At 73.2% G+C, this 21089-nt stretch carries 20 protein-coding genes; 14 read left to right on the forward strand and 6 right to left on the reverse strand.

The features are described from left to right. The 6 genes from ACZ6WH_RS16085 to ACZ6WH_RS16110 all read left to right on the forward strand — a co-directional run. On the forward strand, positions 1 to 342 hold a 342-nt coding region (locus ACZ6WH_RS16085), incomplete at its 5' end, for an NAD-binding protein (RefSeq protein WP_469728990.1). 127 nt (positions 343 to 469) lie between these two features. Beyond that, positions 470 to 1075: a TetR/AcrR family transcriptional regulator gene (locus ACZ6WH_RS16090; RefSeq protein WP_399707603.1), complete on the forward strand. Its 606-nt coding sequence runs from the start codon at positions 470 to 472 to the stop codon at positions 1073 to 1075. A 155-nt stretch (positions 1076 to 1230) separates the two neighbouring features. Then, the gene (locus tag ACZ6WH_RS16095; RefSeq protein ID WP_432862260.1) at positions 1231 to 1773 is read left to right on the forward strand and encodes an SUKH-4 family immunity protein; all 543 of its coding nucleotides are present in this window, start codon (positions 1231 to 1233) and stop codon (positions 1771 to 1773) included. 545 nt (positions 1774 to 2318) lie between these two features. Further along, a complete protein-coding gene (locus tag ACZ6WH_RS16100; RefSeq protein WP_469728992.1) occupies positions 2319 to 3476 on the forward strand; it encodes an acyl-CoA dehydrogenase family protein in 1158 nt (385 codons plus the stop codon). A gap of 85 nt (positions 3477 to 3561) precedes the next feature. Beyond that, positions 3562 to 4320 (forward strand): SDR family NAD(P)-dependent oxidoreductase, encoded by a 759-nt coding sequence (locus tag ACZ6WH_RS16105; RefSeq protein WP_469728994.1) that lies wholly within the window; start codon positions 3562 to 3564, stop codon positions 4318 to 4320. A gap of 49 nt (positions 4321 to 4369) precedes the next feature. Beyond that, positions 4370 to 5542 carry a thiolase family protein gene (locus ACZ6WH_RS16110; protein ID WP_469728996.1) on the forward strand — a complete coding sequence of 391 codons (1173 nt, stop codon included), beginning with the start codon at positions 4370 to 4372 and terminating at the stop codon, positions 5540 to 5542. 50 nt (positions 5543 to 5592) lie between these two features. Here ACZ6WH_RS16110 and ACZ6WH_RS16115 read toward each other — a convergent pair whose 3' ends face one another. After that, positions 5593 to 6666 (reverse strand): MBL fold metallo-hydrolase, encoded by a 1074-nt coding sequence (locus tag ACZ6WH_RS16115; RefSeq protein WP_469728998.1) that lies wholly within the window; start codon positions 6664 to 6666, stop codon positions 5593 to 5595. A gap of 285 nt (positions 6667 to 6951) precedes the next feature. Here ACZ6WH_RS16115 and ACZ6WH_RS16120 point away from each other — a divergent pair, with 285 nt between their 5' ends. The 4 genes from ACZ6WH_RS16120 to ACZ6WH_RS16135 all read left to right on the forward strand — a co-directional run bounded on the left by ACZ6WH_RS16120 (position 6952) and on the right by ACZ6WH_RS16135 (position 11628). After that, positions 6952 to 7716, forward strand: coding sequence for a crotonase/enoyl-CoA hydratase family protein (locus ACZ6WH_RS16120; RefSeq protein ID WP_469728999.1), 765 nt, complete (start codon positions 6952 to 6954; stop codon positions 7714 to 7716). 73 nt (positions 7717 to 7789) lie between these two features. Further along, on the forward strand, positions 7790 to 9478 hold the full coding sequence (locus tag ACZ6WH_RS16125; RefSeq protein WP_469729001.1) for a class I adenylate-forming enzyme family protein: 1689 nt from the start codon (positions 7790 to 7792) through the stop codon (positions 9476 to 9478). 87 nt (positions 9479 to 9565) lie between these two features. After that, the gene (locus tag ACZ6WH_RS16130) at positions 9566 to 10081 is read left to right on the forward strand and encodes a GNAT family N-acetyltransferase (RefSeq protein WP_469729002.1); all 516 of its coding nucleotides are present in this window, start codon (positions 9566 to 9568) and stop codon (positions 10079 to 10081) included. A gap of 518 nt (positions 10082 to 10599) precedes the next feature. Then, positions 10600 to 11628 (forward strand): SMODS domain-containing nucleotidyltransferase, encoded by a 1029-nt coding sequence (locus ACZ6WH_RS16135; RefSeq protein WP_469729004.1) that lies wholly within the window; start codon positions 10600 to 10602, stop codon positions 11626 to 11628. 84 nt (positions 11629 to 11712) lie between these two features. Here ACZ6WH_RS16135 and ACZ6WH_RS16140 read toward each other — a convergent pair whose 3' ends face one another. Then, positions 11713 to 14088 (reverse strand): glycosyltransferase, encoded by a 2376-nt coding sequence (locus ACZ6WH_RS16140; RefSeq protein ID WP_469729005.1) that lies wholly within the window; start codon positions 14086 to 14088, stop codon positions 11713 to 11715. Positions 14089 to 14431: 343 nt separating this feature from the next. Here ACZ6WH_RS16140 and ACZ6WH_RS16145 point away from each other — a divergent pair, with 343 nt between their 5' ends. The 3 genes from ACZ6WH_RS16145 to ACZ6WH_RS16155 all read left to right on the forward strand — a co-directional run bounded on the left by ACZ6WH_RS16145 (position 14432) and on the right by ACZ6WH_RS16155 (position 17957). Beyond that, entirely contained in the window at positions 14432 to 15223 is a 792-nt protein-coding gene (locus tag ACZ6WH_RS16145; RefSeq protein ID WP_469729007.1) for an N-acetyltransferase, read from the forward strand. 151 nt (positions 15224 to 15374) lie between these two features. Next, positions 15375 to 17120 (forward strand): IlvD/Edd family dehydratase, encoded by a 1746-nt coding sequence (locus ACZ6WH_RS16150; protein WP_469729009.1) that lies wholly within the window; start codon positions 15375 to 15377, stop codon positions 17118 to 17120. 96 nt (positions 17121 to 17216) lie between these two features. Next, entirely contained in the window at positions 17217 to 17957 is a 741-nt protein-coding gene (locus ACZ6WH_RS16155; RefSeq protein WP_469729011.1) for a FadR/GntR family transcriptional regulator, read from the forward strand. Here ACZ6WH_RS16155 and ACZ6WH_RS16160 read toward each other — a convergent pair. The 4 genes from ACZ6WH_RS16160 to ACZ6WH_RS16175 all read right to left on the reverse strand — a co-directional run bounded on the left by ACZ6WH_RS16160 (position 17948) and on the right by ACZ6WH_RS16175 (position 19676). Further along, on the reverse strand, positions 17948 to 18139 hold the full coding sequence (locus ACZ6WH_RS16160; RefSeq protein WP_432864994.1) for a hypothetical protein: 192 nt from the start codon (positions 18137 to 18139) through the stop codon (positions 17948 to 17950). The genes ACZ6WH_RS16155 and ACZ6WH_RS16160 overlap by 10 nt on opposite strands. A 50-nt stretch (positions 18140 to 18189) precedes the next feature. Next, positions 18190 to 18465, reverse strand: a complete 276-nt coding sequence (locus ACZ6WH_RS16165) for a hypothetical protein (protein ID WP_399707580.1) — start codon at positions 18463 to 18465, stop codon at positions 18190 to 18192. Between the two features lie 182 nt (positions 18466 to 18647). After that, complete coding sequence (locus ACZ6WH_RS16170; protein ID WP_432862297.1) at positions 18648 to 19067, reverse strand: CBS domain-containing protein; 420 nt, start codon at positions 19065 to 19067, stop codon at positions 18648 to 18650. Positions 19068 to 19271: 204 nt separating this feature from the next. After that, complete coding sequence (locus ACZ6WH_RS16175; protein WP_469729014.1) at positions 19272 to 19676, reverse strand: rodlin; 405 nt, start codon at positions 19674 to 19676, stop codon at positions 19272 to 19274. Positions 19677 to 20218: 542 nt separating this feature from the next. On the opposite strand from ACZ6WH_RS16175, the gene ACZ6WH_RS16180 reads away from it, so the two are divergent. Next, positions 20219 to 21016, forward strand: a complete 798-nt coding sequence (locus tag ACZ6WH_RS16180; RefSeq protein WP_469729016.1) for a putative protein N(5)-glutamine methyltransferase — start codon at positions 20219 to 20221, stop codon at positions 21014 to 21016. Positions 21017 to 21089 lie beyond the last annotated feature (73 nt).

Consider the following 21089-nt stretch of genomic DNA (forward strand, 5'->3'; position numbering starts at 1 on the left):
CAGGCCTGCGCCGAGGCCGTGGTCTTCCTGGAGAAGTCCGGCGTGGACCTGCCCGCCGCCCTGGACGTCCTCAACGGCGGCCTCGCCGGCTCCACTGTCCTGACCCGCAAGAAGGACAACTTCAAGAACCGCGACTTCAAGCCCGGCTTCCGCATCGACCTCCACCACAAGGACATGGGCATCGTCACCGACGCCGCCCGCACCGTCGGCGCCGCCCTCCCCGTCGGCTCCGTCGTCGCCAACCTGGTGGCCTCCCTGCGCGCCCAGGGCGACGGCGGCCTGGACCACTCCGCCCTCCTCCGCGGCGTCGAACGCCTCTCCGGCCTCCCCACCCAGGGCTGACCCGCGGGGACATCTGACGGAACGCCGCCCGGTAGCGCCACCGGGCGGCGTTCTCCTGTGTGCGGATGGGCGTGCCCTCCGCCCCGTACACTGAGGCAACGTTCGTTAAGTCCTGAGGGGGGCGACGGTGCAGCCTGCCGGTCAGAGGGCCATTCTCGACGCCGCGCGGCACGAGTTCGCCGGGCGCGGATACGGCGCGGCGTCCATCCGCGACATCGCCCGGCGGGCCGGCGTCAGCCTCTCCGCGATGTACCACTACTACTCCGGCAAGCAGGAGCTGCTGCACGCCCTGCTGCACGAGAGCAGCCTGCGGTACTTCGCCTCCTGCGACGAGGAGCTGGCGCGGACCGGCGAGGACGCGGGGGAGCGGCTGGCGGCGCTGGTCCGGGCGACCGTCCGCTACCGCGCCGAACGCCGGCTGGAGAGCAGTCTGCTGCTCACCGAGTGGCGTCACCTGTCCGAGGACCGGCTGAAGGAGGCGCGGCAGCGGCAGTACGACGGCTCGCGGCTCTTTCACGAAGTGGTCGACGCCGGCGTGTCGCAAGGAGTTTTCCGTACGCCGCATCCGGAGGACGCCCGGCGCGGCGTGATCGCCATGTGCAACGCGGTGGCACAGTGGTATCACGAGGGCGGCGATGTCGGAGTGGACGAACTCGCCGAACGGTACGTGGAGTTGGCGCTCGTCCTGGTCGAGTACCGGCCGGCGGGCAGCCTGCCGCGCAGGTCCCGCTGACCCTCCGCGGGCCCCCGCTTAACGACCGTTCAACTCTCTTTCCCGCCCCAATCTGCTCCTTCGCGCCGTGCCGACTGGTCAGATGTCCGACTCGCCGGACGGTTGTTCCCGGTAGAGTCCCGCCGCGTGCGATCAGCCGTGGGGGAGGGGCTCCTGTGCCGAAATATGAAGAGCTGGTGGCGTGGGCCGGTGCCGGGCATGTCGTCCGTGCCGAGCCGGACGCCGTGGCGGGGTGGCGGATACCTGAGCGGCAGAAGGAGTTACTGGTGACCACCGGCATACCGGTGGTGGACAACCTCATCGGTACGGCGTCCTTCCAGTACGAGCCCGAACCGCAGCTGCGCACCCGTGACGGCCGGCTGCTGTACCGGCTGACGCAGAACACGCACGGCAGTCGTTCGTCCGCGCTGACCTGGGCGTTCGGTGTCGATCCCGATTCCGGCGCGGTGTACTACGTACTGCCCGACGGTGAGGCGTGGTTCGCCAACTCCTCGATAGAGCTGTGGCTTCGTACGCTGCACCACTACGGGCTGCACGTCAGCAGGTCGGCGATCCTGAACGACCCGCACGGCGAGGAGAACGCCGCGGTGGCCGAGCTGGGCCGGCTGGCCGTGCAGCTGAAGGCCATCGACCCGCCGGCCTTCGACGGGTTCGTCGGCTACATCTGGGTCGAGTTCCTGGAGAGATGGCTCTGGTGAGCCTCCTTCGAGGCGCTGACGGGGCTGCGGTGAGCCGGTGGCGGGCGAGGGCCGGCCGATCGGTCTCGGACCTTTAGCGGTCTCTTTGCGTCGACTTCCCGGTCGGTTTTCCGGCGCGGCCGTGGCGGCCCGCTGCCCGGCCGACCGTACCGTCCAGGCCCGTCAACCCGCCGTTAACCCGCGCCCACCAGCGACGTTGCCCCGTGACCGGGCCGCGGGCCGGGTCCCGGCCGGGCCACGTGTGCCGGGTACGGCAGCGGCCGCGGATGTGCGAGCGCCGCAGCGGGAAGCTGTGTGACGCATGGTGCGGTTGGTCCGCAGCGGCCCGGGGCGCGGCGGACGTGGTACAGCGGCCGGCCTGCGGAGGTGCCGGGCCGGGGCGCCGTACGGCGGCAGCGCTGCCGCCCGCGCCGGGCAGGACCGACGGGGCTTCCGTCCGCGCCCTGGACAGGACTTCCGTGCAGCCGTAACTTAACGATCGTTCGTCAGCGGGGCGCGCCCGGGACACGGGCGCACCACGGAGGTGCGACGGAAGGGGCCCAGGGGTGCGGCGGACGGTGTTCAACGAGGACCACGAGGCTTTTCGGGAGACTCTGCGGAGCTTCATCGCGAAGGAAGTGGTCCCCGTCTTCCCTGCCTGGGAGCAACAGGGCCACCCCGACCGGGACTTCTACCGCCGCCTCGGCGAGCTGGGTGTGCTCGGCGTCCAGGTGCCCGAGGAGTACGGCGGCGGAGGCGAGGCGAGCTTCAAGTTCAACGCGGTCGTGATGGAGGAGGCCGCCCGCGCCGGAGTCTCCTTCGGCGGCCACTCCGTGCACTCCAACCTCATCCTGCCGTACCTCCTCGCGTACGCCACCGAGGAGCAGAAGCGCCGCTGGCTGCCCGGCTTCGCCGCCGGCGACATGATGACCGCCATCGCCATGACCGAACCCGGCACCGGCTCGGACCTCGCGGGCATGCGGACCACGGCCGCGCTCTCCGCCGACGGCGGTCACTACGTGCTCAACGGCGCCAAGACCTTCATCACCGGCGGCGCCCTCGCCGATCTGGTCCTGGTGGTCTGCCGCACCTCGCCGCCCGACCCCGACGACCGCAGGGCCGGCCTGTCCATCCTGTGCGTGGAGTCCGCGAGCGAGGGCTTCGCCGTCGGCCGCAAGCTGGACAAGATCGGCCTGAAGTCCTCCGACACCGCCGAACTCTCCTTCACCGACGTGCGGGTCCCGGCGGAGAACCTGCTCGGCGAGGAGGGGCGGGGCTTCGCCTACCTCACCCACAACCTCCCGCAGGAACGCCTGACCATCGCCCTCGGCAGCACCGCCGCGGCGACGGCGGCGGTGCGCTTCGCGACCGAGTACGTCAAGGACCGCACCGTCTTCGGGAAGCCCGTCGCCTCCTTCCAGAACACCAAGTTCGTGCTCGCGGAGTGCGCCGCCGAGACCGAGGCCGCGCAGACCTTCGCCGACCGGGCGCTGGAGCTGAACGACGCGGGCGAGCTGAGCGTCGCCGACGCCGCCAAGGCCAAGCGGTTCTGCACCGAGGTGGCCGGCCGGGTGATCGACAAGTGCCTTCAGCTGCACGGCGGCTACGGCTACATGACCGAGTACCCGATCGCCCGGCTGTACGCGGACACCAGGGTCTCGCGCATCTACGGCGGCACCAGCGAGGTCATGAAGACGATCATCGCCAAGTCGCTCGGCCTCTGACCGCCGGCCCCTCCCCGCCGCCTCCCTCCCGGACCACGAGCCCGCCCCCTTCCGGCCGCGAAGGGCGTTCAGAAAGGCACCCCGCATGCAGACCACCGGAATCTCCGCCGTCGTCACCGGCGGCGCCTCGGGCCTGGGCCTGGCCACCGCCCGGCGCCTGCGGGCCGGCGGCGCCGAGGTCGTCCTGCTCGACCTGCCGTCCTCCGACGGCGAATCCGTCGCCAAGGAGATCGGCGCGGTCTTCGTCCCCGGCGACGTGACCAGCGAGGACAGTGCCGCCGAAGCCGTCGCCGCGGCCGCCGCGCGCGCCCCGCTGCGCGTCACCGTCAACTGCGCCGGCATCGGCGGCTCCGTACGCGTCGTCGGCAAGGACGGCACGGTCGACACCCTCGAACGCTTCACCCGGATCGTCCACGTCAACCTCGTCGGCACGTTCAACGTCCTGCGCCTGGCCGCCGCCGAGATGGCGCGGACCGAACCGGTCGACGGCGAGCGCGGCGTCATCATCAACACCGCCTCCGTCGCCGCGTACGAAGGCCAGATCGGCCAGCACGCGTACTCCGCCTCCAAGGGGGGCATCGTCGGCATGACCCTGCCGCTCGCCCGCGACCTCGCGGCGCGCGCGATCCGGGTGATGACCATCGCGCCGGGGCTCTTCGACACCCCGCTGCTCGGCCGCGCGCCGGAGCACGTCAGGGAGGCGCTGGGCAAGCAGGTGCCGCATCCGCGGCGGCTCGGCACGGCCGGCGAGTACGCACGGCTCGCCGAGGCGATCATCGCCAATCCGATGCTCAACGGCGAGGTCATCCGCCTGGACGGCGCGATCCGCATGTCCCCCAAGTAGCCGCTCCCGCAGTCCCTTCCCCCTTCCTCCTCCAGGACGGAGCTTCCCCATGCGCGATGCCGTCATCGTCGACGCCGTACGTACCCCCATCGGCAAGGGCAAGCCGGGCGGCGCCCTCTCCGGCGTCCACCCCGTCGACCTGTCGGCCCATGTCCTCGACGCGCTGGCCCGGCGCACCGGGCTGGACCCGGCACTGGTGGACGACGTGGTCTGGGGCTGTGTCTCCCAGGTCGGCGAGCAGGCGGGGTGCGTCGGCCGGTACTCCGTGCTCGCGGCCGGCTGGCCCGAGTCGGTGCCGGGGTTGACCGTGGACCGTCAGTGCGGGTCCTCGCAGCAGGCCGTGCACCAGGCCGCCGCCGGCGTCATCGCGGGGCAGTACGACATCGCGGTGGCGGGCGGCGTGGAGGCGATGTCGCGGGTCCCGATGGGCGCAGCGCGGGCCGGCAACGAGTACGGCAGGCCGTTCGGGCCGCTGGTCGCCGAGCGCTACGACCACGTCCGCTTCCACCAGGGCGTCGGCGCCGAGATGATCGCCGAGGAGTTCGGGCTGTCCCGTACCGAACTGGACCAGCACGCCCTGGACTCGCACGCCAAGGCCGCCCGCGCCATCGACGAGGGCCGCTTCGCCGGGCAGCTCGCGCCCGTCACGGTCCCGGACGGCGACGGCGGCGAGCGGGTCGTCGACACCGACGAGGGGGTGCGCCGCGGTGGCAGCCTGGACAAGCTGGCCGGCCTCACCACCCCGTTCAAGGAGAACGGCGTCATCTCCGCGGGGAACGCCTCGCAGATATCCGACGGCTCGGCCGCGCTGCTGATCACCACCGGCGAGATCGCGCGAGAGCACGGCTGGACCCCGATGGCCCGGATCCACACCGCCGTACTGGCCGGCGTCGACCCGGTCACGATGCTCAAGGGCCCGATCCCGGCGACGGAGAAGGCGCTGAAGCGCTCCGGCCTGTCGATCGGCGACATCGGCGCCTTCGAGATCAACGAGGCGTTCGCTTCGGTGTCGCTCGGCTGGCAGCGCACCGTCGGCGCCGACTACGAGCGGCTGAACGTCAACGGCGGCGCCATCGCGCTCGGCCACCCGCTCGGCGGCTCCGGCGCCCGCCTGATGACCACGCTCGTCCACCACATGCGTGACCAGGGCATCCGCTACGGCCTCCAGTCGATGTGCGAGGGCGGCGGCATGGCCAACGCCACGGTGCTCGAACTGCTCTGAGGACGGTGCGCGAACCGCTCCGAGGCGGGCGTCGCGGGGCCGACGGCCGGTCAGGCCGCCGGCTCCACCGGCGTCCAGTGGGCCGGATGTTCCGGAGCGGCGGGGTGTTCGGTGATCTCGCCCCGGTTCGCCAGGAGCTTGAGGTGGGCCAGGGTCTCGGCGAGGGCGAAGCGGCGTTGCTGGAGGCCGAACTCCTGCCAGCTGCGGGACCACTTCAGGTCCGCGGCGAGCTGCCAGGCGGTGGCGCCGGGGGACGCGGTGACCGCGGCCAGGGTCTCCGCCAGGCGTTCGGTGTGGTGCCGGGCGATGTGCGCGAGCCGGTGGTCCAGCTGCCGGAACCGGTACTCGTGCGCGGGCAGGACCTCGGCCACGTCGTACCCGGTCAGCTTGTCCAGTGAGCGGAGGAAGTCCGCGAGGGGATCGCCGACGCTCTGCAGGAGATAGCCGATCGAGGGCGTGATCCGCGGCAGCACGTGATCGCCCGAGAACAGCAGCTGCCGGTCGGGCGCGTAGAAGCAGGAGTGCCCCGGGCTGTGGCCAGGCGTCCAGACGACCCGCAGGTCGAGGCCGGGGAGGGTGATGCGCTCGCCGTCCTGGAGGAGGACGTCCGGACGCGGGGCGCGGAGCAGCCGGTCGGGGTCGATCGCGTCGGCGGTGGCATGGGCGTCGGTGCCCGGCATGCCGTGCCGGACGAGGTGGCCGACGTAGCCGCGCCGCCACTTGTCGTACGTGTCCAGCTCCGGTCCGACCGTACGGGCGTCCAGTTCGTGCAGGGCGACGTACGCGCCGGAGGCCTCGCGCACCCGGCCGGCCAGTCCGAGATGGTCGGCGTGGTTGTGCGTGACGAGGACGGCCCGGACGTCGCGCACGTCGTGGCCGATGCTCGCCAGGCCGTCGTTGAGGGCCTGCCAGGAGATGTCGGCGTCCCAGCCCGCGTCGATCAGCGCGAGTCCGTCGCGGAGTTCGAGGGCGTAGACCAGGACGTAGCGCAGCGGGTTGTCGGGAATGGGTACGGGCAGGGACCACAGGCCGTCCCGGACACGTTCGACGGGCGGCAGCACTCCGTCCTGCCAGGCCCGCCACTGCGCGGTGCCGGTGATCTCGGCTGTTGCGTCGGCTGTCACAGCAGTCCGGTCCCTTCGACGTACCCCAACGATGGCGAACGAACGTTAAGTTTACAAGCCAAGCATCTGGCCGGACAGGGGAATGATGATCTCGGTCGCGGAGGGTATGCGGCTCGGTCACGGAGGAAATGCGGGCGGGTCACGGCTGTTGCCCCTCCGGTGGGCGGCCAGAGGTTCCCTGATAGCTCTCCGACGGGACCTGGACAGGGCCGGGTACGCCGTCTTAGCTTAACGATCGTTCGTCTGCGTGTGATCTCCGTGCCCGCCGTGCCGTCAGGAGCCCTCATGTCCGATGTGGTCCGCACCGAGTACGCCGACGGCATCGCCGTCATCACGATCGACCGCCCGGAGGCCCGCAACGCGGTGAACCTGGCCGTCTCCGAAGGCGTCGCCGCGGCCCTGGACGAGCTGGACGCCCGGGACGACCTCGCCGTCGGTGTCCTCACGGGCGCGGGCGGTACCTTCTGCGCCGGAATGGACCTCAAGGCGTTCCTGGCCGGTGAGCGGCCCGGCATCGAGGGGCGGGGCTTCGCCGGGCTCACCGACGCGCCGCCCCGCAAGCCGCTGATCGCCGCGGTCGAGGGGTACGCGCTGGCGGGCGGCTGCGAGGTGGTCCTCGCCTGCGACCTCGTGGTGGCCGCCGAGGACGCCCGCTTCGGGCTTCCCGAGGTCAAGCGCGGGCTGGTCGCCGCTGCCGGTGGACTGCTGCGGCTGCCGCAGCGCCTCCCGTACCAGGTCGCCATGGAACTCGCCCTGACCGGCGCCTTCCTGCCCGCTCCGAAGGCCCACGCGTACGGACTGGTCAACCGGCTCACCGAGCCCGGCGGGGCGCTGGCCGGCGCGCTGGAACTGGCCCGGGAAGTCGCCGCCAACGGGCCGCTGGCCGTCCGGGTCTCCAAGCAGGTGATCGCCGGGGCGCCGTCCTGGCCGGCGGACGGGACGGCGGAGCGGCAGCGGGCCCTCGTCGAGCCGGTGTTCGCCTCGCAGGACGCCAAGGAAGGCGCCCGCGCGTTCGCCGAGAAGCGCCCGCCGCGCTGGACTGGGCGCTGAGACGGCCGAGCCGCTGAGTACCGCCGCCCGTAGCAGCCGCCCGCAGAGACCGACACCCCAGAGGAGTCGCACCGTGTCGCGTACCGCACTGGCCTACCCGCCCCTGCCCGCCGGAGCCGTACTCGCCGGGGCCGCGCGGCGCTTCCCCGACCGGCTCGCGCTGACCGACGGGCGGGCGGACCTGACGTATGCCGAGCTGTACGACCGGGCGTTGCGGTTCGCGCGCGGGCTGCGCGAGCACGGCGTGGCGCCGGGCGAGACCGTGCTGCTGATGATTCCCAACTGCTCGTGGTTCCCGGTGGCGTACTGGGGCACGCTGCTGGCCGGCGCGGTCGTCAGCCCGGCCAACCCCGCCCAGCCCGCGGTCCCGCTCGCCGCGCAGCTCGCCGACTCGGGCGCCCGCGCCGTGATCGCGTACGCCGGTGCACTGCCGTCCGTGTACGCCGCCGACGCGCCGGGCGTGCGCTTCACCGCCGCCGTGCCGGGCCCGGGTGACACCGGGGGGCCGGCCAGCACCGGGCTACCGGCCGCTGCTCCCGAAGCCCCGGCGGGCCGGACCGTGCTGGCCGTCGACGACCTCCTGGCGCACGGGACGGCCGAGCCCGTGCGCCGGGCCCCCGAGGATCTGGCGCACCTGGCGTTCACCGGCGGTACCACCGGCCGGTCGAAGGCCGTCCGCGTGCTGCACCGCAATGTGATCGCCAACGTCGCGCAGACCGTGTGGGTACGGGCCGCCGGGCGGCTGTACGACGACGGCGGAGTGGTCGGCGTCCTCCGCGACGAGGCGGCGGCCACACCCCACCACTCCGTGCACGGCGCCGACACGACGCTCTCCGTGGCTCCGCTCTTCCATGCGATGGGCCTGATAGGCATGGCCGCCCACACCGCCATCGGCACCACGGCCGTGCTGCACGACCGCTTCGACCCCGTGCGCTACCTGGACGACATCGAGGCGCACCAGGTGGGTTCGGTGGGCGGCTCACCCACGATGTACCGGGCCCTGCTGGCCTCTCCGGCGAGCACCGGGCGGCGCCTGAAGTGCGTACGCCACATCAATTCCGGGGCCGCGCCGATGGACCCGGAGACCCGGCGGCGGCTCGCCGGGCTCTTCCCGGAAGCGCTGTTCACCGAGGGGTACGGGCTGACCGAGGCCACCATGGCGCTGGCCATGTGGCCGCTGGACGCCGAGGCCGGGACCCCGCACGGCACGGTCGGCGTCGCGCTCCCCGACACCCGGCTGTCCATCCGCGATCTGCTCGACCCGGCGCGCGAGCTGCCGGTGGGGGAGACCGGTGAGCTGTGGGCGCGCGGCCCGCAGATCACCGACGGGTACGAGGGGCACCCGGAACTCACCGCCGAGCAGTACGCCGACGGCTGGCTGCGTACCGGCGACATCGGCCGGCTGGACGAGCGGGGCCACCTCTTCCTGTCGGGGCGCGCCAAGGACATGCTCATCTACAAGGGATACAACGTCTATCCGCTGCATCTGGAGGACATCCTGGCCGGGCATCCCGCGGTGGCGGCGGTCGCCGTGATCGGCGCGCCGGCGGCGGACGCGGGCGAGATACCGGCCGCCTACGTGGTGCTGCGGAACGGCGCGACGGCCACGGCGGAAGAGCTGATGGCGTACGTCGCCGAGCGCGTCGCGCCGTACCAGCGGGTGCGCGAGGTGCACTTCACCGACGCGCTGCCGGTGTCGGCGGCGGGCAAGGTGCTCAAGACCACTTTGCGGGAGCGGCATGCCGCCCGGAGCGCCGAGTAGACCCGTGCCGGACTCCGTGCCGTGAAGATCACGGCGACCGGTCGGCACCGGTGCGGCGGCGGTGCCCGGCCGCTAGCGTCATGGCGTATGCAGACGACTCTGTACGGCGCCGACGTGGTGCTGCGTCCCGCCACATCGGACGACATCCCGGCCCTGGCCGCGATCCGGGCCGAACCCCAGGTGTACGCGTGGTGGCGTGGCGGGAGCGATCTGGCGGCCGCGGTCGCCGACGATCTCGCCTCGTCCGACGAGTTCGCGTACGCGATCGAGTACGGAGCCCGGATCATTGGCGCGATCCAGTGGTCCCAGGAGTCGGATCCGGACTATCGGCATGCGAATATCGACATCTATCTGACGTCCGCGCTGCACGGCCGGGGGCTGGGGACGGACGCCGTGCGCACGCTCGCGCGCCACCTGTTGACGGAGCGTGGTCATCACCGGATCACCATCGATCCGGCGGCGGACAACGGGGCGGCCATCCGGAGTTACCGGAAGGTGGGGTTCCAGCCGGTCGGGATCATGCGCCGGTACGAGCGCGGACCCGACGGCACCTGGCACGACTCGCTTCTGATGGATCTGCTGGCCGACGATCTGACGGGCTGAACGGTGTCGTCGATCGTCCGGAGGGGTAGTTCGCCCCAGGTCTCCGGCATATGCCGGAAGGCCTCGACTGGCGGTCGGAAGCAGTCGAGATGGCGACAGGGTGTGAAATATGCGCTGTCGACTTCGGTCGAAGGAAGGGGGATTAAGTTCATCATCGATCAGGACGGGCTGTTTCGCGGTGCGCCGCGACAGATATATGCGTAGTTGAATAGAGCGTCACACCGCTCGCCGGGAGGCGCGCAGCCGTCCGGTCGGACCGGCGTGCGCGCGGGGAACCGGAACCCGTCGGGCGGAAGTGACGTGGAGTGGCGCGAGACAACTGCGGCGGTCTGCCCGGTCGTCGGCCGGGCGCGGAGAGGAACGATTTTTCCCGTGCATGATGTGACACGTTCGACCCCTTCCGCTGAAACGATTCCCCGCTACGCTCGCTGGTCCCCGGACGCCGCCGGCCCGGCCGTCGGCGCCCAACCGGAATGCCCCCTCGTCCCGTTGACGTCGAGAGAAACGAGCCCCGCGCGATGACGCACACCGCCAGGACCGCCTTCGGCTACTTCGACCAGGCTCTTGCCCTGGAACCCGGCCGCTACGAGAGGGCCCGGCGCCGGCACCGCCAGATCACCGCGGCGCTGAAGAACGCGGGCCTGATCGAGAGCAGTTGCCTGCAGGGCAGCTTCGCCCGCAAGACCCGTATCGCCCCGCTGGACGACGTCGGCATGGTGATGGTCTTCCACCGGCGCTTCGCCCGCCTCGTCAAGCGCCCCGGCGGCGCCGCCGACGCCATGGCGATGCTCTGCGACGCGGTCACCGAGGCGTTCCCCGGCTCCCGGTTCGGCGACGAGGACCGCACCTCCCGCGCCCTCCAGGTCACCTTCGCCGACCTGGACGTCACCTTCGGCCTGACCCCCGCGCTCGCCGACCCGCGCTGCACCGACCTGCTCACCGCCGACTGGGAGCGGGACTCCTGGGAGCGGTCGGCCGTCCGCACGCTCAACCGCGTCATAGGCAGGCACGACCACGCCACCGACGGCCGCTTCGTCCACCAGGTCCGGATGCTGAAGGCGTTAAGGAACGGCCACCCGGCGCTGCGCGAGACGCGCGGCCTGCTGTGGGAGGCGCTCGCGTACGAGGCGGTCTCGGGGCCGCGGCAGCACACCGACGCGGTCGCCACGGCGCTCACGCACGGCGCGCAGGCCGTCTCCGGCCCCGTCCTGGACCCCACCGGCTCCACGGACCTGACCGAGGGCTGGTCGCAGGAGCAGCGCCGGGCCCGCGCCGAGGTACTGGCCGCGCTCGCCGCGCAGGCCGCCGAGGCCCGCCGCCGGGAACGGTCCGGTGACCACGAGGGCGCGATCCGCGTCTGGCACGGCGTGTTCGGGGCGCCCTTCCCGGCCACGGCCGACGGCGCCGAGCAGACCGGCGGGGCCGGGCACCGCGCCGCCCGCCGGGGCAGCGCGCCGAGCCCGCGCGTCCGTACCTTCGGCCCCTTCACGACCCGCCCGGTGACCTGGTCCGTCTTCGCCGGCGCGACCCGGTCGCCCGTACGGTGAGGCAGGCCGGCGGGACACCCGCCGGCCGGCCCGGCGCCGGCACGGTCGGGGCCGCGGCCGTCGGGGCACCGTTCCTACGGGCCGTCAGGCGGTGTCCCCGGCCGGCAGGTCGCCGACCTCCTGCAGATGCGTGCACCGGGGTGCCGCCGCGTGGGCGGCCGCGGTGTCCGGGCCCGGGGCCGGCGCGGTGACCAGGGCCAGGTCGTTGGCGTCGGTGAAGTAGGGGCGGACCCGCGCGCGGGCCGCGCCCTCGCCGCGGTACACCGACGGATGGGTGTCGATGTCCTTGCGGGCGACGATGTCCCCGCCGATCCGCCCGATCCGTACGGCCATGCCGTCCGGCAGCACCAGCCGCAGGTCCCAGAACTCCCGGTCCCGCGGCGTCGCCCCGGTCACGTGCCCGGTGAAGTCCACGTGCGGCAGCAGGCAGCAGAACCGGCCGGCGCCCAGCTCCGTCGCGGGCAGCCGCAGCACCGTGGGCCGGTCACCGCGGCGCGTCGCCGTCACCACAGCGCCCGGCCGCAGCACGGCGCCCAGCAGCTCCGCCTCGACGTACGTGACCGAGGGCCCTACCGCGACCCACACCGCCTCCGCGTGCGCGGCGCGCCGCCACACGCGCAGCACCAGCCGGCCGCTGTCGGTGGCGTACGGGATCCAGGACCGCACGGCATCGGCGGTCACCTCCGGGGCCCGGCCGACCAGCGCGGCCCGCTCGACCATCGGCGTGCGCACGTGCCGCTGCACCCCGTCGGCGCGCCGCCGCACCCACACCTCCCAGTACCCCTCGGCGAGTGACATGCGGGGCAGCCGCAGCCTGGTCCGGTACGGGCCGCCCCGGCCCTCCCGGGCGGGCGGCGGCAGCGGGACCCGGATCTCCTCGGCGGAGTCGCGGCGGCGCAGCACGAGGTCGGCGGGGCCGGCCAGCCCCGTGGCGGGGAAGGTCAGTTCCAGCGCACCGTCCTCGGCCGCCGCGCAGCGCGCCACGGGACGCAGCTTGCGCGCCGTGCCGTCGGCCCGCGCGGCAGCGGCGGGGGAGATCCGCCGCACCACACCGAGCAGCGGTCCGGCCGTGGCGGGCCGCTGGAGGAGGGGGCGTACCGCGCGCCCGGCGAGCTCCCTGCCGGCGCGCAGCAGCCGGTCGTGCGCCGCCGGTCCGGCGCCTCCGCGCAGCGCGTGCGAGCCGTGGGGCTTCTGCCGTGCCTGCGGTGCGCCGCCGCCCTTGCCGGTGCGCGCGGCGAGGTCCTCGAAGAGCTTGACGTAGGCGTGCGCGATCGCCGAGGGCGCGTAGTCCAGCGCCTTGGCGCGGGCGGCCGCGGCCATCGCGGCCCGCCGCTCGTCGTCCGCGATCAGGTCCAGCAGCGCGGCCGCGAACTCGTCGGCGTTCCCCGGCCGCACGAGCAGCCCGTCCACCCCGTCGGCGATGATCTCGCCGGGCCCGAACGGGCAGTCCGTGGAGACCACCGGCAGCCCCGCGTGCATCGCCTCCACGATCGTCATGCCGAAGGACTCGCCGTCCGAGGAGACGGCCGCGATCGAGCCCTTGGCCCACTCCGGTTCGATCGGCGCGTGCGCGCCCATCATCGTCACCTGCTCGCACAGCCCCAGTTCGTGGATGCGCGCCCGCAGCGCCCGGGCCTCCGGGCCGCGCCCGTACAGCCGCAGCTTCCAGTCCGGCCGGTGCTCCACGACGCGCGCGAAGGCGTCGATCAGCAGCCGGTAGTTCTTGATCCGGATGAGCCGGCCGGCCGCGACCACGAGCTTGTTCCGCCCGGAGGAGGGCGAGACGTCCGGCTGCGGCACCGCGTTGGGGATGCAGCGGATCTCCGTGGCGACGTCGGGCAGCGCCTCGCGGTAGATCCGGGCGTCCTGCCGGGAGACCGTGATGAACGCGTCCAGGTGCGCCACCGCCGCGTTCTGCGCCGCGCGCTGGTCCGGCCGGTGCATGTCGTGGGTGAGGTGTTCCTGGCCGACGAGGAGGGCCCGGGCGGGCCCGAAGCGGGCCAGGTACACGTTGATGCCGGGTCGGGTCCCGATGATCACGTCCGCGTCGGTGCGGCCGAGGTGGTTCTCGATCCGCTCGTCGACCAGCGCGCTGCACAGCTTGTACGGGCCGTCGCTGGCGGGATAGACGCGTGAGGGGTTGCCCTTGGGGTCGTGCGCGGGATCGAAGCCGGGCTGGTCCCGGCGGGCCTCGACCAGCGGCACGACCCGTACCCGCGGGTGGACCGGCAGAGCCGGCGCCGACCGGCTCCGGATCATCGAGACGATCTCGACGTCGTGCCCGGCCTCCGCCAGCGCGCCGGAGAGGTTGACGGTGGAGCGGATGGTGCCGCCGATGCCGTAGAGGTTGAAAAGGAGGAAGCACACCTTCAGCCGGCGTGCTGCCCATACGGGGGGCGCTGCACACGCCGCCGTTTCCGGAACCATGCCTGACACGACCACGTCGTCACGCTTCTGCACAGAACTGGAGAATATGACGCTAATTGTGACTCTATGAGTTTTCACGGCCGCGTGTCGCAAAGCGGCCCCCAAACGGCCTATAAGCATCGGGCCTGGTGGCAGGGGGTGCGCAAGGGATCCGCCCGGCCGCCGGGAGAGTCCGGCGGCCGTGGTGCGCACGGTGTCCGACGGTCGCGCCGGGGGCGGCGCGACCCGGATCGCCGGGCCCGCGGCGGCGAGCGTCAGGAACGGCTCCCCGGCCACCCGGGCACGCCCTCCGGCGTCCGGAAGGCGGCTGAGCAGATCCGCGCGCCGCGGCGGAAAACCCGTGGTCACCCTCGCCGCGGTGTGCGAAGGTCCGGCCGTGACAGACATCGACGACATCCGGATCACCCCGCTCGCGGAGCGCCCGTCGCTGGGCGCCCGGGTTGACGAAATAGCCGAGACCTGGCCGGTGTTCACCGCGCACGAGCCGGTCGTGGGCGCGTTGCTGAGCCGGGTCCTGGTGGACTTCCCCGAGTACTGCGTGGTGGCCACGGACGGCGGCCGGATCGTGGCGCGGGGGCTCGCCGTGCCCTTCGACGCGGCGGGCGAGGGGCGTGCGGCGGCGCCGGACCAGGGGTGGGACCGGGTGCTGGGGTGGGCCTTCGAGGACCGGCGGCACGGCCGCGCCCCGACGATGGCCAGTGCCCTGGAGATCACGGTGGACACCGGGTACCTCGGCCGCCGCCTGTCGTACCGGATGCTGGCCGCGCTGCGCGACGCTGCCGTCCGGCAGGGACACGACGTATTGATGGCCCCGGTCCGCCCGACGGCCAAGCATCTGGAGCCCCGCGTCCCCATGGCCGAGTACGTCGGCCGGCGGCGTGCGGACGGCCTGCCCGCCGACCCGTGGCTGCGCGTCCACGTCAAGGCCGGCGGCACGATCGAGCGGATCGCCCCCGCCTCGATGACCGTCAGCGGCTCGCTGGCCCAGTGGCGGCAGTGGACCGGGCTGCCCTTCGACCGCGACGGCGACGTCGACGTCCCCGGGGCGCTGACCCCCGTCCACTGCGACACCGCGCAGGACCACGCCGTCTACGTCGAACCCAACGTGTGGGTGCGGCACGGTCTGCGGCGGCGGCCCGCCGGAGAACGGCGGGCGGCGGGCGGCTGACGGGCCGCCAGAGAGCCGTCGGCGGCCGGGACGGGGCGGTGCACGGGTATGGACGCGGCCGGGTTCTATCGTGCTTTGATAGCACCATTGGACGGGTGGTGAGGGGGCGACTCGGCCGCGGCCACCCCGGACCGCGTCGGAAGGACGTCACATGACCGTGCACGACCGGCAGCAGCCCGCAGCAGCCCCGCTCCGCTCCCGCGCCTGGTTCGGGGACGGTGGCAAGAACGGCTTCATCACCCGGCACGCGCTGCGCGGCATGGGCCGCGGCGGGCACAACTTCGACGGCCGGCCGGTCATCGGCATCTGCAACACCTACTCCGAACTGAACCCCTGCAACGGCCACTTGCAGCTCATCGCGGATGCCGTCAAGCGCGGCGTGCTCCAGGCCGGCGGCTTTCCGCTGGAGTTCCCCGCCATGTCGCTGGGCGAGCCGATCATGCGGCCCACCACCATGCTCTACCGCAACCTCGCGGCCATGGAGATCGAGGAGCAGATCCGCGCCAACCCGATGGATGCCGTCGTCCTCCTCACCGGCTGCGACAAGACGACACCCGCAGCGCTCATGGGTGCCGCGAGCGCCGGTGTGCCCGCCATCGTCTTCACCGGCGGCCCGATGCTCAACGGCCGCTTCCGGGGGCGTGACGTGGGCTCCGGTACGGATGTGTGGCGGATGACCGAGGAGCTGCGCGCGGGCACCATCAGCCAGGAGGAGTTCACCGAGTTCGAGAGCTCGCTGAACCGCAGTGCGGGCCACTGCATGACCATGGGTACCGCCTCCACCATGGCCTGTCTCACCGAAGCGCTCGGCATGATGCTCCCCGGCGGCTCCGGGCTGCCGGCCGTCGACTCCCGCCGCGGCACCCTCGCCGAGGAGACCGGCGTCCGTGCCGTCGCGCTGGCCGGCAGCGACCTCACCCCGCGGCGCATCATGACCCGCGCCGCCTTCGAGAACGCCATCCGCGTCAACGCCGCCATCGGCGGCTCCACCAACGCCGTCCTCCACCTCCTCGCCCTCGCCGGACGCCTCGACGTCCCCCTCGCCCTGGACGACTTCGACCGGCTCGGGGCCGAACTCCCGCTGCTCGTCGACCTGATGCCCTCCGGCCGCTTCCTGATGGAGGAGTTCGCGTACGCGGGCGGACTGCCGGCCCTCATCAACGACATCGCCGGCCACCTGCACCGCGACACCGTCACCGTCACCGGCCGCTGCCTGCTGGACAACTGCGCCGGCGCCGAGGTGTACGACCGTGAGGTCATCCGCCCGCTCGACCGGCCCGTCCAGCCCGCCGGCAACGGCACGGCCGTACTGCGCGGCAACCTCGCGCCCGGCGGCGCCGTCATCAAGCAGTCCGCCGCCGACCCCGAGCTGCTCGTCCACACCGGGCCCGCGCTGGTCTTCGACTCGCTGGAGGACTACCTCGCCGTCGCCGAGGACCCGGCGCTCGACGTCACCGCCGACACCGTCCTGGTCGTCCGCAACAACGGGCCGAAGGGCTACCCCGGCATGCCCGAGGTGGGCAACGTGCAGCTGCCGAAGAAGCTGCTCGACGAGGGCGTGCGCGACATGGTGCGGATCTCCGACGCCCGCATGTCCGGCACCGCGTACGGCACCTGCGTCCTGCACGTCGCTCCCGAGGCGGCCGTGGGCGGCCCGCTCGCCCTCGTCCGCACCGGCGACCCGGTACGCCTGGACGTGCCGGCACGCCGGCTCGACGTCCTGGTCGAGGACGCCGAGCTGGAGCGCCGCCGCGCCGCCTGGCAGCCGCCGCGCGCGCACGCCGAGCGCGGCTGGCGCTACCTCTACGACCGGCACGTCACCCAGGCCGACACCGGCGTCGACCTGGACTTCCTGCGCGGGGCCAGCGAATCGGCGCCGCCCCGCCAGGCGTTCTGACCCCGGCCCGCCGGGAGCCGCGGAAGGTGTGACAATCTGCGGGGCGGCCACCGGCCGGCCGTCCCGCGGCGGGCACACGAGAAAACGGGGAACGGCGTGGAACTTCAGGGCTTGCACGGGCAGGTGGTCGACCTCATCGGCCGGTCGCTCGCCGCGGACGAGGTCCGCGCGGGCGAGGTCCTGCGCCTGGAGGACGTACAGGAACGGTACGGCGTCTCGCGCACGGTGGCGCGTGAATCGGTCCGCGTCCTGGAGTCCAAGCGGGTGGTCACCAGCCGCCCCCGCGTCGGCATCACCGTACGCCCGCTCGCCGAGTGGAACCTCTACGACCCGCAGATCATCCGCTGGCGGCTGGCCTCGCCCCGGCGCGCGGCCCAGCTGCGCGAACTGGCCGAACTGCGGGCCGCCGTCGAGCCGTCCGCCGCCGCCCTCGCCGCCTCCGGCGCGGCCCCCGCCGTCCGCTCCGAGCTGACCGGGCACGCCCGCGCCATGGCGGACGCCGCCCGGACCGGCGACCGCGCGGCCTTCGTCGCCGCCGACGCGGCCTTCCACCGCGCGCTGCTGACCGCGTCGGGCAACGGCATGTTCGCTCAACTCGCCGAAGTGACCGAGGAGCTGTTCGTGTCCCGCCGGGAGCTGGAGCTGCTGCCGCCGGACCTCGACACCGCCGCCGTCCGCCGCCACCAGGAGGTCGCCGAGGCGGTCGCCGAGGGCCGTGCCGCCGACGCCGCGCAAGCCGTCGTCCGCATCGTCGACGAGGCCCACGACGAGGTGGCGCGACTGCTGGAGGGCGGGGGACCGTGCGCGTACCCGGCGCCGGAAGGGGCTCAGAAGTAGACGATGCGGACGACCGTGACGGTCAGCACGCTCTCGCTCACGTAATAGCGGATCACCACGCCGGCGACGGTCGCCTCCCGCCGCTCCCGCTCCTTGTCGATCGCCCCGGAGCCGTGCCCGTAGGGATCGTCGGCGAGCCGGCGCATCCCCGCGTCGAAGCGGGTCCGTAAGGAGGTGTCCATGGCGTCGCGGGCTTGGTCGGCCGGCGGCGCGTACTGCAGGCGGCGACGGCTCACGCCACCTCCGGCCGGCTGTCGTCGGCCGGTACGGCACCGATGTCCTCGCCCCGCTCCAGACGCTCGAAGAGCTCCTGGTCCTCCAGGTCGGCGCCGGTGCCGCCCAGGGCCCAGCGGGCCAGCCGGGCGGGCAGCTCGGCGGCCGGGACGTGCGGGATCTCCTGGTCGAACGCGCGGGCCTGCTCCTCGTCGAGGACGGCCCGGATGCCGGCAATGGTGCCGGGCAGCTCCACTACCTCGCCGCCGATCACCGTCTTCAACGTCGCTTCCACGGCCGACCTCCTCGCGCGACCTTCGTCGCGCCGGTGACCACCGTACGCCCATCGGACCCGGTCGTGTCCCGTGTACCGGCAAGACCCCGGGCCCCCCCCGGACAGCCGTGCGGCGCGGCAGGGCCGTGGACCCGCGGTACGGGTCCACGGCGAGCGGGGGACGGTGCGGAAAGGGGAGCGGGTCAGCGCTGTGCCGTGATGCTCTGGGTCCAGTCGGCCAGCTGGTCGTCGGTGAGGTGACCGGCCAGATCGGCCTCGCTGATCATGCCGACCAGCCGCTTGTTCTCGATCACCGGGAGCCGGCGGATCCGGTGGCCCCGCATCTCGTCCAGCACCTCGGTGACGTCGGCGTTCGCGTCGATCCAGCGGGGCGTGCCCTGCGCCATCTCGCCCGCGGTGACCCGGGTCGGATCGTGGCCCATGGCCACGCAGCCGACCACGATGTCGCGGTCGGTGAGGATGCCGCACAGCCGCTCGTCCGCGTCGCTGATCGGCAGGGCGCCCACATCGAGCTCCCGCATCAGCTGCGCCGCGCGGTCCAGGGTCACGTCCTCGGGGATCCACTGGGCGCCGGGATGCATGATGTCTCCGGCAGTGGTCATGGAGGTACCTCCCATGCCGGACGGCCGGCGCGACGCCGGACGCGCCGCAGGTCCCGGCCCTCCCATTCTCGTCGCCGGCCGGCGCCCCCGCATGTCCGCACGGGGACGGTGCGCCGGGGCCGCGGGCCGTACGGACCGGAACGCCCCGCGGGGCACCTCCGTCGCCGTGACGGTGGTGCCCCGCGGGGTGTTGCCGGACGCGGCTCAGCCGTTGCCGTTGCCGTTCCCGGACAGGATCGGCACGTCGTCCACGATGTGCGACAGCGGCTCGTCGCCCTTGTTCTGCGTGGAGTTCTTGGTGCACTGCTGGTTCTGCGGGTTCGACAGCACGTTGACGTCCTGCACGGCGATCGGCACGAGGCCGACCAGCGCACCGACGTTGGCCTTCACCGGAAGGCCGACGCACAGGTCGTTCAGCGAGTTCTGCACCAGACCCGCCTGCGGGCTGAGGTTACCGCCGGTGGCCGAGTTGCCGTACGACGTCGAGGCGCCGTTGCCGCTCGCGTTGGTGGCCCCGTCGTCGTGACCGAGGGCGACGGCACTGCCCGCACTGGCGGCGAGGCCGGCGGTCGCGAAGGTCAGGGCGGCCAGGGTGGCACGGATGCGCATTTCTCTCCTATGGACAACATAAGGAAGGGAGGAAGGCCCCAGTACATCCCCATGCACGTACTGTCCTGTCCTATTCACCCGTTCATCGGCGTGTCCGCGCCGTTCGTCGGCGTGTCCGCGTTCGTGCCCCTTGGTATGCAGCCATGGATACCTGGGCAGTGGTGACACCGTGTCTCACAGTGTCGCGACACCGGAGACCGGGCCGGCGGGCCGCCGCACCACCACGCCACCGAGACCCCGTAGCCAGGTGGCCGCGCGGCCCGTCGGCCACCCCCGCCCCGCCTGCCCGTCAGGTCCCCCTGCGACGGCCGGAATTCGTCGTGCGGGCGGGCCGGAATCGGGTAATCTGGCCGACGCCGGTGATCATGCCGGCCCAGGACCGAGGAGGTGAGACCCATTACCGCAGTAACAGGACGGGTCCTCCCTGCTCGCGTCCGCACGGTCCCCGCGGCACTCCTGCCGTAGCGACCGGAGGAGGGAGCCCGCCCGGCATCCGCCAGGCACCCGAAAGGCTTCCCGTGTCGCTTCTCGTTTCTCCCCGTATGCACTCCCTCCGTTCCGCCGCCGTCAGCCGCCTTCGCGAAACCGGCTCGGTCTTCGCCGAGGACGAGGCGGACCTGCTGCTCGCCACCGCCGCCACCCCCGCCGACCTCGATGCCATGGTGGAGCGGCGCGCCGCCGGCCTGCCGCTCGAACAGGTGCTGGGCTGGGCGGAGTTCTGCGGCCTGCGGGTGGCCGTGACACCCGGCGTTTTCGTGCCCCGCAGACGTACCGAGTTCCTCGCCGAGCGGGCCGTCGCGCTCGCCACCGCGGCGCCGCCCGGTGCGCGCGCGGTCGTGGCCGACCTGTGCTGCGGCTCCGGCGCCGTGGGCGCCGCGCTGGCCGCCGCGGTCCCGGCCCCCGGCGTGGAGCTGTACGCGGCGGACATCGACCCGGCCGCGGTCCGCTGCGCCCGCCGCAACATCCCCGGCACCGTGGGCACGGTGAGCCGGGGCGATCTGTACGACGCGCTGCCGGGCACCGTGCGTGGCCGGATCGACGTCCTCGTCGCCAACGTCCCCTACGTCCCCACGGACGAGGTCGGGCTGCTGCCGCCGGAGGCCCGGGACCACGAGCCGCTGGTGGCCCTGGACGGCGGCGCCGACGGGCTGGACATCCTGCGCCGGGTGACGGCCGGGGCGCCGGGCTGGCTGGCGCCGGGCGGCCACCTCCTCGTCGAGACGAGCGCACGCCAGGCGGCGTCGGCGGCCGGGGTGTTCCGCCATAGCGGCCTGGCACCGCGGGTGGTCACGTCGGCGGAGCAGTACGCGACCGTCGTCATCGGCACCCCCGCCGGCTGAGCGTCCGGTGTCCCGCGGCGCGGCCGACGCGCCCGGTCGTGCCACACCGGGCCGGCGTGCGGTGAGGATCGGA

The sequence above is a fragment of the Streptomyces sp. NPDC050806 genome (assembly GCF_055586425.1).

Excerpts from the sequence above, each read along its gene's own strand:
- ACZ6WH_RS16180 (WP_469729016.1), top strand. The coding sequence starts at position 20,219 with ATGCACTCCCTCCGTTCCGCCGCCGTCAGCCGCCTTCGCGAAACCGGC.
- ACZ6WH_RS16105 (WP_469728994.1), top strand. The coding sequence starts at position 3,562 with ATGCAGACCACCGGAATCTCCGCCGTCGTCACCGGCGGCGCCTCGGGC.
- ACZ6WH_RS16135 (WP_469729004.1), top strand. The coding sequence starts at position 10,600 with ATGACGCACACCGCCAGGACCGCCTTCGGCTACTTCGACCAGGCTCTT.
- ACZ6WH_RS16120 (WP_469728999.1), top strand. The coding sequence starts at position 6,952 with ATGTCCGATGTGGTCCGCACCGAGTACGCCGACGGCATCGCCGTCATC.
- ACZ6WH_RS16150 (WP_469729009.1), top strand. The coding sequence starts at position 15,375 with ATGACCGTGCACGACCGGCAGCAGCCCGCAGCAGCCCCGCTCCGCTCC.
- ACZ6WH_RS16175 (WP_469729014.1), bottom strand. The coding sequence starts at position 19,676 with ATGCGCATCCGTGCCACCCTGGCCGCCCTGACCTTCGCGACCGCCGGC.
- ACZ6WH_RS16170 (WP_432862297.1), bottom strand. The coding sequence starts at position 19,067 with ATGACCACTGCCGGAGACATCATGCATCCCGGCGCCCAGTGGATCCCC.
- ACZ6WH_RS16110 (WP_469728996.1), top strand. The coding sequence starts at position 4,370 with ATGCGCGATGCCGTCATCGTCGACGCCGTACGTACCCCCATCGGCAAG.
- ACZ6WH_RS16130 (WP_469729002.1), top strand. The coding sequence starts at position 9,566 with ATGCAGACGACTCTGTACGGCGCCGACGTGGTGCTGCGTCCCGCCACA.
- ACZ6WH_RS16160 (WP_432864994.1), bottom strand. The coding sequence starts at position 18,139 with ATGGACACCTCCTTACGGACCCGCTTCGACGCGGGGATGCGCCGGCTC.